The organism is Nocardioides sp. Leaf307, assembly GCF_001423135.1.
Classification (GTDB): domain Bacteria; phylum Actinomycetota; class Actinomycetes; order Propionibacteriales; family Nocardioidaceae; genus Nocardioides; species Nocardioides kribbensis.
In genome coordinates this window covers 1,044,247-1,060,242 of sequence record NZ_LMNY01000001.1, presented here as the reverse complement: position 1 = coordinate 1,060,242, position 15,996 = coordinate 1,044,247, and the positions used below count along the sequence as shown (strand labels likewise).

Sequence of the window (15,996 nt, the reverse complement as noted above, 5' to 3'; positions counted from 1 at the left end):
ACCCAGGCCGACCCTGGCGGCCCTCGCCCGAGCGGGCGAGGGCCGCGGGTGGAGCGGGCTCAGCCCGCCAGGCCGGCGCGCTCGGCGCCGATGGTGGTGTCGTCGCCGTGACCGGTGTGGACCACGGTCTCGTCGGGCAGGGCGAGGAGCTTCTCGCGGATCGAGGCCTTGATGACGTCCTCGTCGCTGTAGGAGCGACCGGTGGCCCCCGGACCTCCCTGGAAGAGGGTGTCGCCGGTGAAGACGCACCCCAGCGCCGGGGCGTGGAAGCACACGGCCCCCGGGGCGTGGCCCGGCGTGTGCAGCGCCCGCAGGACCGTGCCCCCGACGAGGATCTCGAAGCCGTCGCCGAGGTCGACGTCCCACAGGTGGCCCTCGCCGTCCTCGGTGAGGTGGGTGAGGTCCCACAGCGGCTTGTCGTCGGGGTGCAGCATGATCGGCGCCACCACCCGCTCGCGCAGGGCCGGCGCGACCCGCGAGTGGTCGTCGTGGGCGTGGGTCAGCAGGATCGCCCGCACGGTGCGCTCGCCCACCAGCGCCAGGATGTCGTCGACCGAGTGGGGGGCGTCGATGACGACGCACTCGGTGTCGTCGCCGACGACCCAGAGGTTGTTGTCGACCTGGTGGGTCTCGCCGTCGAGGCTGAAGGTGCCGCTGGAGACGGCGTGGTCGATCCGCACTCCCCCGGCAGCGCCGCTCACACGATCACCACCGAGCGCAGCACGCCGCCGTCGTGCATCTTGGCGAAGGCGGCCTCGACGTCGTCGATGCCGATCTCCTCGGTCACGAAGGCGTCGAGGTCGAGCCGGCCCTGCTGGTAGAGGTCGACGAGCATCGGGAAGTCGCGGCTGGGCAGGCAGTCGCCGTACCAGCTGGACTTCAGTGCGCCGCCGCGGCCGAAGACGTCGATGAGCGGGATCTCCGGCACGGTCATGTCGGGGGTCGGCACGCCGACCAGGACGACGGTGCCGGCCAGGTCGCGGGCGTAGAACGCCTGCTTCCAGGTCTCCGGGCGGCCCACGGCCTCGATGACGACGTCGGCGCCCTCGGCCCCGGCGTAGGTCTGGGCGCAGATCTCCTTGATGGCCTCCACCGGGTCGGTGGTCGAGGAGTCGACAGTGTGGGTGGCGCCGAGGGCCTTGGCGGTCTCGAGCTTGCCGGCGTCGATGTCGACGGCGATGATCGGGCTCGCGCCCGCCAGCGCGGAGCCCGCGATCGCGGCCACGCCCACGCCCCCGCAGCCGATGACCGCGACCGACCTGCCGCGGCCCACGGCGCCGGTGTTGATCGCCGCGCCGATGCCGGCCATCACGCCGCAGCCCAGCAGGCCGACGGCGGCCGGACGGGCCGACGGGTCGACCTTGGTGCACTGGCCGGCCGCGACCAGGGTCTTCTCGGCGAAGGCGCCGATGCCCAGCGCGGGGCTGAGCTCGGTGCCGGCGTCGTCGCCCTCGGCCAGCGTCATCTTCTGGGTGGCGTTGTGGGTGGCGAAGCAGTACTGCGGCTCGCCGCGCTCGCAGGCGCGGCACTGGCCGCACACCGCGCGCCAGTTGAGCACGACGAAGTCGCCGGGGGCCACCGAGGTGACGTCGTCGCCGACGGCCTCGACGACGCCGGAGGCCTCGTGGCCGAGCAGGAACGGGAAGTCGTCGTTGATGCCGCCCTCGCGGTAGTGCAGGTCGGTGTGGCACACCCCGCACGCCTGGATCTTGACCACGGCCTCGCCCGGCCCGGGGTCGGGCACGTTGATCGTCGTGACCTCGACGGGCTGTCCCTTGGCCCGTGCGACGACGGCCTTCACCTGCTGCATGGTTCTCCTCCGGTCGGGGATGGCGCCAAGCGGCGCCGGTGGCCCCGAGCCTAGGCGGTGCCCCGGACGCTCAGCCGGCGAGGACGTCGGTGACGGGCAGCGAGGAGTCGGCGGGCAGGTCGAGGGAGGAGGGCGTGCGGCCGCGGGCGACCATCTCGGCGCCGAGGGCCGCCACCATCGCGCCGTTGTCGGTGCACAAGCCGGGCCGCGGCACCCGCACCCGGATGCCCAGGGTCTCGGCGCGCGACTCCGCCAGCGCCCGCAGCCGGGAGTTGGCCGCGACCCCGCCGCCGATGAGCAGGTCGTCGATGCCCTCGCTGGCCGCCGCGTCGAGCGCCTTGCGCACCAGCACGTCGCACACCGCCTCCTGGAAGGACGCCGCCACGTCGGCCACCGGCACCGGCTCCCCCGAGCGCTCCCGGGTCTCGACCCACCGCGCCACCGCGGTCTTGAGCCCGGAGAAGGAGAAGTCGAAGCGGTGCCGCTCGAGGTCCTTGCGGGCGGTGAGGCCGCGGGGGAAGTCGATGGCCACGCTGTCTCCCTCGCGGGCGACCCGGTCGACGTGGGGACCCCCGGGGAAGGGCAGGCCCAGCAGCCGGGCGACCTTGTCGAAGGCCTCCCCCGCGGCGTCGTCGATCGTCGAGCCCATCGAGACGATGCCGTCGTCGTGGCCGGTCACGTCGGCCACCCGCAGCAGGCTGGAGTGGCCCCCGCTCACCAGCATCGCCACGCAGGGCTCGGGCAGCGCGCCGTGCTCGAGCTGGTCGACGGCCACGTGGGAGGCCAGGTGGTTGACGCCGTAGAGCGGCTTGCCGAGGCCGAGCGCGAGGGCCTTGGCCGCGGCCACCCCGACCAGCAGGGCGCCGGCGAGGCCCGGCCCGTGGGTCACCGAGATCGCGTCGACCTCGTATAGGGCGACCCCTGCGGTCTCGCAGGCCCGCTCGATGGTCGGGACCATGGCCTCGAGGTGGGCCCGGCTCGCGACCTCGGGCACGACGCCGCCGAAGCGCGCGTGCTCCTCGACGCTGCTGGCCACCGCGTCGGCGAGCAGGGTGCGCCCGCGCACGATGCCGATGCCGGTCTCGTCGCAGGAGGTCTCGATGCCCAGCACCAGGGGTCCGTCGGTGTGCTCCACGCGCCCATTGTGCCCGTCGAGCGCCGGGGGTCGCGTGCCAGCATGGCGGGGTGCGTGACGAGGGGGTCGAGGTCGGGGTCGGGGTCGGGGTGGACGGCGGCGTCGGGGAGGGGCCGACGGGCGAGCCGGCGCGGGAGGTGTCGGTCGAGGAGCTCTACGCCGGGTGCGGCGCGGCGCTGCTGCACCACCAGGTGCCGCGCGCGGGGGTGCGGCGGGCGTGGCTCGCCGGGCCGACCGCGGCCGCGTGGTGGGGGCCGGGCGGTCGACCCGGTGGGCCCGTCGACGTCGTGACCGCGGTGGGCCCCCCGGCCCTGCTCGGCCCCGTGCTGACGCTGGCCGCCGCCACGTCGCCCACGCCCGGGCGGCTCAGCGTCGAGGCCCGCTCGGCCCACGTCGTGCCGGCGCCGTGGCGCCAGGTCGACCCGTGGACGTGGCACTGGATGCGGGCCCGGCGCGGCGACGTGCCGCTCGCGCCGACCCCGGAGGTGGTCGACCTCGGCCTCGCGCACCCCGAGGAGGTCGACGCCGTGCTCGACGCCGCCAACCCCGGGTCCTTCGCCCGCTCCGACACCCCGGGCGTCCTCACCTGGCACGGCGTACGCCGCCCCGGGCCGGGCCACCCGCTGGTGGCGGTCGGTGCCCTGGCCGCCCAGCCCGACGGCAGCGGGCACCTGCGCGGGGTGGCGGTGCTGCCCGGGGAGCGCGGCCGCGGGCTGGGCCGGGCGGTGTCGACGTCGCTGACCCGCGCGGGCCTCGCCCTGGCCGACGTGGTCACGCTGGGCGTCTACACCGACAACGCCCCGGCGCTGGCCGTCTACGCCTCGCTGGGCTACGAGACGGTCCACACCTTCGTCTCGGGCCCCACGAGGGCACGCTCGAGCACGACCGCGGCGGTGCCGTCGCGGTAGTAGCGCGACCGGCGCGCGATCTCGCCGAAGCCGCGGGCGGCGTAGAGGGCCCGGGCGCCGGCGTTGTCCTCGCGCACCTCGAGCAGGAGCCGCTCGGCGCCGGCCTCGCGGGCCAGCGCCGCCACGGCCTCCAGCAGGGCGCTGGCCAGCCCGCCGCGGCGCCGGTCGGCGGCCACCGCGATCCGCTGGAGCTCGGCGGGATCGGGGCCCGGGTCGGGGTCCGGGTCGGCGGCGGCCGTCGCCGGCAGCGGCAGGCTGACCACGGCGTGGCCCACCACCTCGGAGCCGTCCTGCGCCACGAGGTAGACGACGGTGGGCAGGTGGCCGGCGAGGCCCGCGCCGACCAGCGCCTCGCTCCAGGCGTCGTCGCCGAGCCCCTCGCGCTCGAGGCCGACCACCGCGTCGAGGTCGGCGAGGGTCGCGCGGCGCACGAGCGCGCCGCTCACGGGCCCGTCACGGGGCGGCGGCGGCCGGCACCGCGCGCGCCACCGCGTCGGGGCGGCGCAGGTAGAGCGGCTCGGGGTCGAGCAGCTCGACCCGCTCCTCCGCGATGGCGCGGGCCAGCCAGCCCGCGCCGGGGCGCTGCGGCCCGAGCGCGGCGGGGAAGGCCTCGGGATAGAGCGCGCCGCCCTCCCCCACGACGGGGCGGTCGGTGGCCAGCACGGCCGGCTTGTCGACGACCGGGCCCTCGAGGCGGGCGCCGCCTGCGTCGTAGGAGGCGAGGTAGACCTCCTTGCGCCGGGCGTCGGTGGCCACGACGAAGCCGCCGGCCAGCCGCTCGCCGAGGGTGTCGGCGGCCTCGACGGCCAGCACGTCGAGGGAGCAGGCGCCGTAGACCGGGAGCTCCAGCACGAAGCCGAGCGTGCGCGCGGTGACCAGGCCGACCCGCAGCCCGGTGAAGGGCCCGGGGCCGGCGCCGACCCCGATCGCGGTGAGGTCCTGGCGCACGATGCCGGCCTGGACCAGGGCCCGCTCGATGAGCGGGGCCAGCTGCTCGCCGTGCTTCATGGTGCGATCGGAGACCAGGTCGACCACGACGTCGTCGCCGTCGTGGAGGGCCACGCAGACCTGGGGCGAGGAGGTGTCGAAGGTCAGCAGCACGCGCCCGAGGCTAGCCCAGCCCGCGGACCGACCCGGGATCAGCCGAGGGCGCGGAAGGACAGGGCGTGCCAGCGCGGGCCGACCGGCGTGATCTCCACCCGGCGCGGGTCCTCGCTGCCCTCGGGGTCGAGGTCGCGCACGATGTTGATCTCCAGGCGCGACTCGCTGAGGCCCTCGGCCAGCCCCGCGCCCCACTCCACCACCGTCACCGCGTCGGACAGCGAGGTGTCGAGGTCGAGGTCGTCGAGCTCGTCCAGGCCGCCCAGGCGGTAGGCGTCGACGTGCACCAGCTGCGGACCGCCCACCTCCGAGGGGTGCACGCGGGCGATGACGAAGGTCGGCGAGGTCACCCCGCCGCGCACGCCCAGCCCCGCCCCGAGGCCCTGGGTGAAGGTCGTCTTGCCGGCCCCCAGCTCTCCGGTGAGCACGATGAGGTCGCCCCGCGTGAGCTGGCCGGCCAGCGAGCGGCCGATCCCGCGCATGGCCTCCGCGGTCGGCGCGGCCCAGACCGCCGTACGCAGGGGCCGGCGCATCTCGACGTGCGGGGAGTAGCGCAGGATCTCCTTGAAGCCCTGGCGCTCCCAGAAGCGCACCGTGCGGGGCAGCTCCTCGCGCGCGACGACGGTGAGGTCGTCGGTGCCCGTGCCGGAGGCCTCGACCGCCTCCACCGCGGCCTCGATGAGCGCCCCGGCGATGCCGTGGCCCTGGTGGTCGGGGCTGACGGCGAAGCGGCGCAGGTAGGTCGTGCTGCCGACCGGGTCGAGCACGACGGCACCGACGGGCTCGCCGTCGAGGCAGGCCAGCAGGCCCCCGCCGCCGGCGCCGACGCGGCTGAGCCTCTCGGCGATGGTCTCGACGCTCTCCCCGAGCGCGTCGGCCGGCGGGTCGAGAGGGGGGCGCGCGGAGAACGCCGCCCGCACCACCTCGAGCACCTCGCGGGCGTGCTCCGGGCCGACCTGGCGCACGGTGAGCGTCATCGGCGCGACACCTGCTCGGTCGCGGCGGCCACGAGCTGGTCGATCTCGGCGTTGACGTGGTCGTGGCGCTCCATCATCACCATGTGGCCCGCCCCCTCGCACTCCAGCAGCCGCGAGCCCTCGATGCGCTCGTGCAGCTTGCGGCTGTGGCCGACCGAGGTGAGCTTGTCGGCCGTGCCGCACACGATCGAGACCGGCACCTGCTCGAGCACCTCCACGCTGTCGAACTTGTCGAGGCCCTTGAAGCTCGGGAAGAACTCCGCGACCACCGCGAAGGGCGTCGCGCTGAGCATGTCGTCGACGAAGCTGATGTAGGAGGCCGGCACGTCGTCGCCGAAGGCGAAGACGTCGGTGGCCACCGTCGCGAAGCTGCGCCCGAGACGACGCGCGAGGTCGACCAGGTGGTGCCCGCGGGCCAGGGTCTTGACCGCCGAGCCGGTCACCCGGCTGCCGAGCGGGGTCGGCACCAGCGGCAGCAGCAGCCGGCTGGGGTCGAGCCCGCCCGCGGTCGTGGCGATGAGCCCGACGCCGACCACGCGGTCGCCGACCAGCTCGGGGAACTGCTCGACCAGCGCGATGATCGACATGCCGCCCATGGAGTGGCCCACGAGCACCACCGGGCCCTCGGGCACGACCTCGTCGAGCACCTGGCGCAGGTCGCGGCCCAGCTGGTCGATGGTGGCGTTGCCGCGCGGGGAGCGGCCGGAGCGGCCGTGGGAGCGCTGGTCGTAGTAGACGCTGCGCACCAGGCCGCGGTAGCCCGCGCGCTGGAAGTGCCAGCAGTCGAGGTTGAGCGCGTAGCCGTGGCAGAACACGACGGTCAGCGGCGGCTCGCCCGGCCCGCGGCCGAGCTGGCCGCGCGGCGCGGCGTACTCGTCGACCTCGACGTGCAGCGGCACGCCGTCGTCGGCGACCACCGTGCGCGCCGGGGAGCGCAGCGAGCCGAAGCGCACGGTGTCGCCGGCGCCGTGGCGGGCCATGACCCGGCGGTAGCGGGCGACGCTGACGGCGGCGGTGCCGGCCGCCGCCGCGCCGGCGGCCCCGGCCGCCAGCTGCCAGATGCGGCTGCGGGCGCTCATGCGGTCTCCTGCGGCTCGAGGACGGGTACGACGGTCGGGGCCGGGTCGGCCTCGGGCACGGCCCCGGTGTGGCGCCGGTGCAGCCGCCCGCCGAGGCGGGTGACGATCTCGTAGCTGATCGTGCCGCACGCCTCGGCCCAGTCCTGCGCGCTGGGCGCCGGCGCCGGGCCGATCAGCACGGCCTCGTCGCCGGCCCGGGCACCGGGCGCGCCGAGGTCGACGACCAGCTGGTCCATGCAGACGGTGCCGCGCACGGGCACCCGGTGGCCGGCCACGGCGACCTCGGCCCGGTCGGAGGCGTGGCGCGGGACCCCGTCGCCGTAGCCCACCGGCACCAGGCCGAGGGTCGTGGCGGCGGGGGCGACCCAGCGGTGGCCGTAGGAGACCCCGGCACCGGCCGGGACCTGCTTGACCAGGGCGAGCGGGGAGCGCACGGTCATCGCCGGGCGCAGCCCGAGGTCGGGGGTGTGCCCGGGGGCGGGGTCGAGGCCGTAGGCGGCCAGGCCGCAGCGCACGAGGTCGAAGCGGGCCGAGGGGCGCAGCAGGGCGCCGGCGGAGTTGGCCAGGTGCCGCACCTCGGGGCGCAGCCCGGCGGCCTCGGCGAGCGCGACCGCCTCGCGGAAGGCGGCCTCCTGGGCGGCGTTGGCGGGGTGGTCGGGCTCGTCGCTGCACGCGAGGTGCGACCACAGGCCGGTGACGCGCCACGACCCGTCGCGCTCGCCGGCCCGGGCGGCGGCGACCAGCGCGGGCCAGGCGGCGGCGGTGGAGCCGCCGCGCGACAGGCCGGTGTCGACCTTGAGCTGGAGCCGCGCCGGACGGCCCGCCCGCGACACCGCGGCCGACACAGCGGCGAGCTGGTCGAGGTCGTAGACGGTGACGTCGACGTCGGCGGCGACGGCGCCCGCGTGGTCGTCGGCGGGCACGGTGAGCCACGTGAGCAGCCGGCCCCGGTCACCGGCGGCGCGCAGCGCGGCCGCCTCCTCCAGCGTGGCCACGCCGAGCCAGTCGGCGCCGGCCCCACGGGCCGCCCGGGCGACCTCGAGCATGCCGTGGCCGTAGCCGTCGGCCTTGACCACCACCATGAGCGCCGCGGGCGCCACCTGCGTGCGCAGCACGCCCACGTTGTGCCGGACCGCCGCCAGGTCGACGACGATCTCGGGGTGCGGGGGCCCGGGCTCGGGCGCGGCGGAGGGCGACGGGGTCATCGCGGCCATTCTCCCACCACCGCGCGCCGACGCCTCACCCGGCGAGGCACGCGCGGACGACGCCCGGCACCGCCCGGGCGACGTCGAGGGCGACCAGCGGCCCGCCGTCGGCGGCCACGGTGGCGGCGGCGCCGTGCACCCACGACCCGACCGAGGCGGCGTCGAAGGGGTCGAGGCCGGCCGCCAGCAGGGCGCCCACGAGCCCGCCCAGCACGTCGCCGGCGCCCGCCGTGGCCAGCCACGGCGTGCCGGTGGTGGTCGAGCGCACCCGTCCGGCGGGGGTGGCGACGAGCGTGTGGCGGCCCTTGAGCAGCACCACCGCGTCGTACGCCGCCGCCGCGTGGCGGGCGAAGTGCAGCGGGCGGGCCTCGATCGCGGCGCGCTCCTCCCCCAGCATCGCCGCCAGCTCCCCGGCGTGGGGAGTGAGCACCGCCGGCACGCCGAGCGGGCCCTCGACGTGGGCCAGGGCGTCGGCGTCGACGACCACGGGCACCCCGTCGGCGAGCGCCGCGCGCAGCTCCTCGCCGGCGGCCTCCCCGCCCCCGGAGCCGACCACCCACGCCTGCACCCGGCCGGGCCCGACGACCTCGGGGTGGGCCTCGCGCACCCGGTCGGTGACGGCGCTGTCGCCCACGTGGCGCACCATGCCGACCAGGCCGGTGGCCGCGCCCGCGATCGACAGCAGGGCCGCGCCGGGATAGGTCGCCGAGCCGGCCCGCACGCCGACGACGCCGCGGGTGTACTTCTGGGCGTCGGGCGCCGGGCGCGGCAGCAGCGCGGCGACGTCGGCCGGCTGGAGGGCCTCGAGGTCGGCGGGGGGCAGGTCGAGGCCGAGGTCGACCAGGTGCACCGGTCCGCAGGCGGCCGCGGCCGGGTCGACGAGGTGCGCCGCCTTGAGCGTGCCGAAGGTGACGGTGAGGTCGGCGCGCACGTGGGCGCCGTCGAGCTCGCCGGTGTCGACGTCGACGCCCGAGGGCGTGTCGACCGCCACCACGGGCACCCCGCGCACGGCCTCGAGGGCGGCCACCGCCTCGGGGCGCAGGCCGGGTCGACCGCCGATGCCGACCACGCCGTCGAGCACCACGTCGTAGTCCGCACCGGCCAGGGGGGCCACGCCGTCCACCACGCGTCCCCCGGCGGCCCGCAGCGCGGCGAGGCCCTGGGCGTGCACACGCTCGGAGAGCAGCAGCGCGTGGACCCCGCAGCCGCGACGGGCGAGGTGGGCGCCGGCCCACAGGGCGTCGCCGCCGTTGTCGCCCGAGCCCACGAGCAGCAGCACCCGTGCGCCGTACGACGCACCGAGCAGCCTCGCCACCGCGTGGGCCAGGCCGGTCGCCGCCCGCTGCATCAGCGCGCCCTCGGGCAGCCGCGCCACGAGGGCCGCCTCGGCGGCACGGACCTGCTCGACGGTGTGGGCGCTCCTCATGGCCCGACCCTAGCCACGCCGTGCCACGCGGGACGGGAGTCGCGGTCGGGCGTCGCGGTCAGGAGTTGCGGGGGAAGCCCAGGTCGACCCCGCCGTGGCTGGGGTCGAGCCAGCGGCTGGTGACGGTCTTCTCGCGGGTGTAGAAGTCCACGCCGTGGGTGCCGTAGGCCTTGGTGTCGCCGAAGAGCGAGGCCTTCCAGCCGCCGAAGGAGTGGTAGGCCACCGGCACCGGGATCGGCACGTTGACCCCGACCATGCCGACCTCGACCTCGCGCTGGAAGCGACGCGCGGCGCCTCCGTCGTGGGTGAAGACCGCCGTGCCGTTGCCGTAGGGCGAGGCGTTGATGAGCGCGACCCCCTCCTCGTAGCCCTCGACCCGCACCACCGAGAGCACCGGTCCGAAGATCTCGTCGGTGTAGACCGCCGAGGTCGTCGGCACCCGGTCGACCAGGGAGGGGCCGAGCCAGAAGCCGTCGGGCTCGCCGTCGACCTCGACCCCGCGCCCGTCGACGACCACGTCGGCGCCGTCGGCGACGGCCACGTCGAGGTAGCCCGCGACCTTGTCGCGGTGCTCGCGGGTGATGAGCGGACCCATGTCGCAGGCACGGCGGCCGTCACCGGTGCGCAGGGTGGCCATCCGCTCGCGCACCTTGGCCACCAGGGCGTCGGCGACGGAGTCGACCGCCACGACGACCGAGACGGCCATGCAGCGCTCCCCGGCGGAGCCGAAGCCGGCGTTGACCGCGGCGTCGGCCACCAGGTCGAGGTCGGCGTCGGGCAGCACCAGCATGTGGTTCTTGGCCCCGCCGAGGGCCTGCACGCGCTTGCCGGCGGCGGTGCCGCGCTCGTAGACGTAGCGCGCGATCGGCGTGGACCCGACGAAGGAGACCGCCGCGACGTCGTCGTGGTCGAGCAGCGCGTCGACGGCCTCCTTGTCGCCGTGCACGACGTTGAGCACGCCGTCGGGCAGGCCGGCCTCCTGCATCAGCGCGGCCATCCACACCGCGGGGCTCGGGTCCTTCTCGCTGGGCTTGAGCACCACGGTGTTGCCGGCCGCGATCGCGATCGGGAAGAACCACAGCGGCACCATCGCCGGGAAGTTGAAGGGGCTGACGACGCCCACCACGCCGAGCGGCTGGCGCAGCGAGTAGACGTCGACGCCGGTGGAGACGTTCTCGGAGTAGGCGCCCTTCACCAGCTGCGGCATGCCGCACGCGAACTCCACCACCTCCAGGCCGCGGGCGATCTCGCCCAGGGCGTCGGAGAGCACCTTGCCGTGCTCGCCGGTGAGGATCTCGGCGAGCTCCTCGCGACGGGCCGTGAAGAGCTCGCGGAAGCGGAACATCACCTGCTGGCGCGCCGCCATCGACGCCACCCCCCAGGTCTCGTACGCCGCGCGCGCCACCTCGACCGCGTGGTCGACGTCGGCGGTCGAGCCGAGGCGCACGTGCTTGGTCGCGACGCCGAGGGCCGGGTCGGTGACCGGCTGGGTGCGGGTCGACTCCCCCGCCCAGGCGGCGCCGCCCACCCAGTGGTCGAGCACGGGCAGGTCGGTCGGGTTCCGGGTCACGGTCACTCCTCGTCGAGCAGGGTCAGGACGGCGTCGTAGGCCTCGAGGGCCTCGGCGACCTCGTCGTCGGTGACGACGCAGGGCGGCACGACGTGGATGCGGTTGTCGGCGGTGAGCGGCAGCAGACCGCGGGCGAGCAGCTCGGACTTGGCGCGGGCCATGCTCGCCGCGGCCAACGGCTCGCGGGTGGCGCGGTCGGCGACGAGCTCGAGGGCCCAGAAGACGCCGACGCCGCGCACCTCGCCCACCACGCGGTGGCGCTCGGCGAGCGCGGCGAGGCCGGGCCCGAGCACGTCGGTGCCGATGCGGCGGGCGTGGTCGACGATGCCCTCCTCGGCCATGGCGTCGAGCGCGGCGACGATGGACGCCGCGGCCAGCGGGTGGCCGGAGTAGGTCAGCCCGCCCGGGAAGACGCGCTCGTCGAAGGAGGCCGCGATCTCCTCGCCGATCACGACGCCGCCGACCGGCACGTAGCCGGAGTTGACGCCCTTGGCGAAGGTGAGGAGGTCGGGCACGACGTCGTGGGCGTCGAGGGCGAACCACTGGCCCGTGCGCCCGAAGCCGGCCATCACCTCGTCGAGGATCATCACGATCCCGTGGCGGTCGCACAGCGCGCGCACGCCGGCGAGGTAGCCCGGCGGGGGCACCAGCACGCCGGCGGTGCCGGGGACCGTCTCGAGGAGCACCGCCGCGATCCCCGAGGGGCCCTCGCTCTCGACGACGCGACGCAGGTGCTGCAGCGCGCGCTCGCCCTCCTCCTCGGGCGTGGTGGCCCAGAACTCGCTGCGGTAGAGGTAGGGCCCGAAGACGTGCACGTGCCCGCGGGCGAACTCGTTGGGCACCCGCCTCCAGTCGCCGGTCGCGACGACCGCGGCGCCGGTGTTGCCGTGGTAGGAGCGGTAGGTCGAGACGACCTTGTCGCGTCCGGTGTGCAGGCGCGCCATCCGGATCGCGTTCTCGACGGCGTCGGCACCGCCGTTGGTGAAGAAGACCTTGTCGAGCCCTGCGGGCGCCCGCTCGGTGATCCGGCGCGCCGCCTCGCCGCGCACCAGCGCCGCCGTCGAGGGGGCCACCGTCGCGAGGGTCGCGGCCTGGTCCTGGATCGCGGCCACGACCTTGGGGTGCTGGTGGCCGATGTTGACGTTGACCAGCTGGGAGGAGAAGTCGAGCCAGCTGCGGCCCTCGTGGTCCCACACCCGCGACCCCAGCCCGCCGGCCACCACCATCGGCGACAGGGCCCCCTGGGCCGACCAGGAGTGGAAGACGTGGGCGCGGTCGAGCTCGCGCGCCCGGGCGTCGAGCCCGGCGCCCTCGACCGTGGTCGGATCCGTGGTCGGATCCGTCGTCGGATGCGTCGTCATCGGGGTTCATCTCCTACGGATCCGTGCGTCATGGGCGCGCTGACGACGGCAATCGTCGCCACGGGGCGATCAAACCACGAATCACGCCATCGTGCGACGACGACCCGGCTCAGGACTCCAGCACCACGACGGCGGAGGCGATGCCGGCGTCGTGGGACAGCGAGAGGTGCACGGAGGCGACGCCGAGGTCCCGGGCGCGGGCCAGGACGGAGCCGCGCATCTCCATCAGCGGGCGTCCGGAGGACTCCGAGACCACCTCCGCGTCGTGCCAGGCCAGGCCGACGGGCGCGCCGAGGGCCTTGGCCAGCGCCTCCTTCGCGGCGAAGCGGGCCGCGAGCGAGGCCAGCGGGCGCCCGGCCTCACCGGGGGTGAAGAGCCGCTCGCGCAGCCCCGGGGTGCGGGTGAGCGAGGCCCCGAAGCGCTCGATGTCGCAGACGTCGATGCCGACGCCGATCACCGCCACGTCGTGGCCGTCCCGCTACCCCGCGGCCCGCTCACTCGACGGTGACCGACTTGGCCAGGTTGCGGGGCTGGTCCACGTCGTGGCCCATCGCCGAGGCCAGCTCGCAGGCGAAGAGCTGCAGCGGCACGACGGCCACCAGCGGCTGCAGCAGCACGGGCACGCGCGGCAGCGGGATCAGCACGTCGGCGTAGGGCGTGATGGTCGCGTCGCCCTCCTCGGCCAGGCAGATCGTGACCGCGCCGCGGGCACGCACCTCCTGGATGCCCGAGAGCATCTTCCCGTGCAGCTGGTCGCGCCCGCGCGGGGGCACGACGCACAGCACCGGCAGGCCCTCCTCGACCAGGGCGATGGGGCCGTGCTTGAGCTCGCCGGCGGCGAAGCCCTCGGCGTGGAGGTAGGCCAGCTCCTTGAGCTTGAGCGCGCCCTCGAGCGCCACGGGGTAGCCGGCGTGGCGGCCCAGAAAGAGCACCGACCGGGTGCCGACGTGGGTGCGGGCCAGCTCGTAGACCTGCTCGCAGCGCCCCAGGACCGCCTCGATCTGGTCGGGCACGGCCTCGAGCTGCTCCATCACCTGGGTGATCTCGTCGCCGTAGCGGGTGCCCTTGACCTGCGCGAGGTAGAGCGCGAGGAGGTAGCAGGCCACCAGCTGGGTCAGGAAGCCCTTGGTCGAGGCGACCCCGATCTCGGGTCCGGCGTGGGTGTAGATGACGGCGTCGGACTCGCGCGGGATCGTCGAGCCGTTGGTGTTGCAGATGGCCAGGACCTTGGAGCGCTGCGAGCGCGCGTGACGGATCGCCTGGAGGGTGTCGGCGGTCTCCCCGGACTGGCTGATGGCCACCACGAGCGTGGAGTAGTCGAGGATCGGGTCGCGGTAGCGGAACTCCGAGGACAGCTCGACCTCGACCGGGATCCGGCACCAGTGCTCGATGGCGTACTTGGCGACCATGCCGGCGTAGAACGACGTGCCGGCGGCGATGATGATGATCTTGTCGATGTCGCGCAGCTCCTGGTCCGACAGGCGCATCTCGTCGAGCTGGAGCGCGCCGGAGCGGGTGCGACGGCCCAGCAGCGAGTCGGCCACCGCGCGCGGCTGCTCGAAGATCTCCTTGCGCATGAACCAGTCGTGGCCGTCCTTCTCGGCCGCCGAGAGGTCCCAGTCGACGTGGAACTGCGTGGCCTCGGCGGGGCGGCCGTCGAAGCCGGTCACGGCCACGCCGTCGCGGGTCAGGGTGACCACCTGGTCCTGGCCGAGCTCGAGGGCCTCGCGGGTGTGCTCGATGAAGGCGGCCACGTCGGAGCCGAGGAAGTTCTCCCCCTCCCCCAGGCCCACGACGAGCGGGGAGTTGCGGCGCGCCGCGACGACCCGGTCGGGGTCGTGGGCGTCGACCGCCACGAGCGTGAAGGCCCCGTCGAGCATCGCGCAGACGCGCTGCATCGCGGTGGTGAGGTCCTCTCCCGACTCCACCTGCAGCTCCAGCAGGTGGGCCACGGTCTCGGTGTCGGTCTCGGAGACCAGCACGTGGTCGTCGGCCTCGAGGCGGGCGCGCAGGTCGGCGAAGTTCTCGATGATGCCGTTGTGCACCAGGGCCACGCGACGGCTCGCCCCGACGTGGGGGTGGGCGTTGACGTCGTTGGGGGCGCCGTGGGTGGCCCACCGGGTGTGCCCGATGCCGAGGCTCGCCGCGGGCAGCGGCTCCTCGGCCACGAGCTTCTCCAGGTTGGCCAGCTTGCCCGCGCGCTTGCGCGTGGCCAGCGCCCCGTCGTCGACCAGCGCGATGCCCGCGGAGTCGTAGCCCCGGTACTCCAGACGACGCAGCCCCTCGACCACCACGTCCTGGGCGGGCCTGCTTCCGATGTATCCTACGATCCCGCACATGGGCCGAGAGTCTATCGAGGGGCGGGCCCTCCATCGTGCAGGGCGCGGCGGCTGCAAGGATGAGGTCCATGCCGAACCAGGGGGCGACCCGGTCGTCCAACGGGCACCACGCCCACAGCGGCCACCACGGTCACGAGGACACCGGGCGGGAGACCTCCCCCTACATCGAGCTCGACCGCTCCGCCTGGGCCGCGCTGGCCCAGGAGACCGAGAGCCCGCTGACCGCCGAGGAGGTGCGGCGCCTGCGCGGCCTGGGCGACAACCTCGACATCGACGAGGTCCGCGACGTCTACCTCCCCCTCTCGCGCCTGCTCAGCCTCTACGTCGGCGCCGCGGGCGACCTGCACCGCGAGCAGGAGGGCTTCCTGCACCGCCGCACCCCGCCGCGCACGCCGTTCGTGATCGGCCTGGCCGGGTCGGTGGCCGTGGGCAAGTCCACGACCGCGCGCGTGCTGCAGCAGATGCTGGCCCACTGGCCCGAGCACCCCCACGTCGCGCTGGTGACCACCGACGGCTTCCTCTACCCCAACGCCGAGCTCGAGCGGCGCGGGCTGCTGCAGCGCAAGGGCTTCCCGGAGTCCTACGACCGCCGCGCCCTGCTGCGCTTCGTGGTCGACATCAAGTCGGGCAAGGAGGAGGTGGAGGCGCCGACGTACTCCCACCTGGTCTACGACGTGGTGCCCGAGGAGCGGGTCGTCGTCAGCCGCCCCGACATCGTCATCATCGAGGGGCTCAACGTGCTGCAGCCCGCCCGCACCCGCGAGGACGGACGCACGGGGCTGACGCTGAGCGACTTCTTCGACTTCAGCGTCTACGTCGACGCCGGCACGACCACGATCCGCGACTGGTACGTCTCGCGCTTCCTGCGGCTGCGCGAGACCGCCTTCCGCGACCCCGGGTCCTACTTCGCCAAGTACGCCGCGCTGACCCACGAGGAGGCCGTCGCGGAGGCCGAGCGCATCTGGGACGCCATCAACGGACCCAACCTGGTGCAGAACGTGCTGCCGACCCGCTCGCGGGCCACGCTCGTGCTGCGCAAGGACAAGGACCACTCGGTGCGCTACGTGCGCCTGCGCAAGCTGTAG

Annotated in this window: 15 protein-coding genes; 2 read left to right on the top strand and 13 right to left on the bottom strand. The window is 75.2% G+C overall.

Annotated features, from left to right (window positions below):
• Nucleotides 1–59 precede the first annotated feature (59 nt).
• From ASF50_RS04915 to tsaD, 3 genes are all read right to left on the bottom strand, one after another.
• A complete protein-coding gene (locus ASF50_RS04915) occupies nucleotides 60–701 on the bottom strand; it encodes an MBL fold metallo-hydrolase (protein ID WP_235557557.1) in 642 nt (213 codons plus the stop codon).
• Complete coding sequence (locus ASF50_RS04910; protein WP_056903659.1) at nucleotides 698–1,810, bottom strand: S-(hydroxymethyl)mycothiol dehydrogenase; 1,113 nt, start codon at nucleotides 1,808–1,810, stop codon at nucleotides 698–700. The genes ASF50_RS04915 and ASF50_RS04910 overlap by 4 nt, the downstream gene beginning before the upstream one ends.
• A 70-nt stretch (nucleotides 1,811–1,880) precedes the next feature.
• Nucleotides 1,881–2,945 carry a tRNA (adenosine(37)-N6)-threonylcarbamoyltransferase complex transferase subunit TsaD gene (gene tsaD, locus ASF50_RS04905; protein WP_056903658.1) on the bottom strand — a complete coding sequence of 355 codons (1,065 nt, stop codon included), beginning with the start codon at nucleotides 2,943–2,945 and terminating at the stop codon, nucleotides 1,881–1,883.
• Between the two features lie 50 nt (nucleotides 2,946–2,995).
• Between tsaD and ASF50_RS04900 the strand changes: the two genes are divergently transcribed.
• Nucleotides 2,996–3,853: a GNAT family N-acetyltransferase gene (locus ASF50_RS04900; RefSeq protein WP_056903657.1), complete on the top strand. Its 858-nt coding sequence runs from the start codon at nucleotides 2,996–2,998 to the stop codon at nucleotides 3,851–3,853.
• On the opposite strand, the gene ASF50_RS04895 is transcribed toward ASF50_RS04900, so the two are convergent.
• The 10 genes from ASF50_RS04895 to glmS all read right to left on the bottom strand — a co-directional run bounded on the left by ASF50_RS04895 (nucleotide 3,775) and on the right by glmS (nucleotide 14,911).
• Nucleotides 3,775–4,299, bottom strand: coding sequence for a GNAT family N-acetyltransferase (locus ASF50_RS04895; protein WP_235557556.1), 525 nt, complete (start codon nucleotides 4,297–4,299; stop codon nucleotides 3,775–3,777). The genes ASF50_RS04900 and ASF50_RS04895 overlap by 79 nt on opposite strands.
• A gap of 7 nt (nucleotides 4,300–4,306) precedes the next feature.
• Nucleotides 4,307–4,954, bottom strand: a complete 648-nt coding sequence (gene tsaB, locus ASF50_RS04890; protein WP_056903656.1) for a tRNA (adenosine(37)-N6)-threonylcarbamoyltransferase complex dimerization subunit type 1 TsaB — start codon at nucleotides 4,952–4,954, stop codon at nucleotides 4,307–4,309.
• Nucleotides 4,955–4,992: 38 nt separating this feature from the next.
• A complete protein-coding gene (gene tsaE, locus ASF50_RS04885; protein WP_056863811.1) occupies nucleotides 4,993–5,931 on the bottom strand; it encodes a tRNA (adenosine(37)-N6)-threonylcarbamoyltransferase complex ATPase subunit type 1 TsaE in 939 nt (312 codons plus the stop codon).
• Nucleotides 5,928–7,010 (bottom strand): alpha/beta fold hydrolase, encoded by a 1,083-nt coding sequence (locus ASF50_RS04880; protein ID WP_056903655.1) that lies wholly within the window; start codon nucleotides 7,008–7,010, stop codon nucleotides 5,928–5,930. Before ASF50_RS04880 ends, tsaE begins: the two co-directional genes overlap by 4 nt.
• A complete protein-coding gene (gene alr / locus ASF50_RS04875) occupies nucleotides 7,007–8,215 on the bottom strand; it encodes an alanine racemase (RefSeq protein WP_056904239.1) in 1,209 nt (402 codons plus the stop codon). The genes ASF50_RS04880 and alr overlap by 4 nt, the downstream gene beginning before the upstream one ends.
• A gap of 34 nt (nucleotides 8,216–8,249) precedes the next feature.
• Nucleotides 8,250–9,641 carry an NAD(P)H-hydrate epimerase gene (locus ASF50_RS04870; RefSeq protein ID WP_056903654.1) on the bottom strand — a complete coding sequence of 464 codons (1,392 nt, stop codon included), beginning with the start codon at nucleotides 9,639–9,641 and terminating at the stop codon, nucleotides 8,250–8,252.
• Between the two features lie 58 nt (nucleotides 9,642–9,699).
• Nucleotides 9,700–11,211 carry a CoA-acylating methylmalonate-semialdehyde dehydrogenase gene (locus tag ASF50_RS04865; RefSeq protein WP_235557555.1) on the bottom strand — a complete coding sequence of 504 codons (1,512 nt, stop codon included), beginning with the start codon at nucleotides 11,209–11,211 and terminating at the stop codon, nucleotides 9,700–9,702.
• 2 nt (nucleotides 11,212–11,213) lie between these two features.
• On the bottom strand, nucleotides 11,214–12,572 hold the full coding sequence (locus tag ASF50_RS04860; RefSeq protein ID WP_056903652.1) for an aspartate aminotransferase family protein: 1,359 nt from the start codon (nucleotides 12,570–12,572) through the stop codon (nucleotides 11,214–11,216).
• Nucleotides 12,573–12,681: 109 nt separating this feature from the next.
• Complete coding sequence (locus tag ASF50_RS04855; protein WP_056863806.1) at nucleotides 12,682–13,035, bottom strand: holo-ACP synthase; 354 nt, start codon at nucleotides 13,033–13,035, stop codon at nucleotides 12,682–12,684.
• A 31-nt stretch (nucleotides 13,036–13,066) separates the two neighbouring features.
• Nucleotides 13,067–14,911 carry a glutamine--fructose-6-phosphate transaminase (isomerizing) gene (gene glmS / locus ASF50_RS04850; protein ID WP_056903651.1) on the bottom strand — a complete coding sequence of 615 codons (1,845 nt, stop codon included), beginning with the start codon at nucleotides 14,909–14,911 and terminating at the stop codon, nucleotides 13,067–13,069.
• 68 nt (nucleotides 14,912–14,979) lie between these two features.
• Between glmS and coaA the strand changes: the two genes are divergently transcribed.
• Entirely contained in the window at nucleotides 14,980–15,996 is a 1,017-nt protein-coding gene (gene coaA, locus ASF50_RS04845) for a type I pantothenate kinase (RefSeq protein WP_082500185.1), read from the top strand.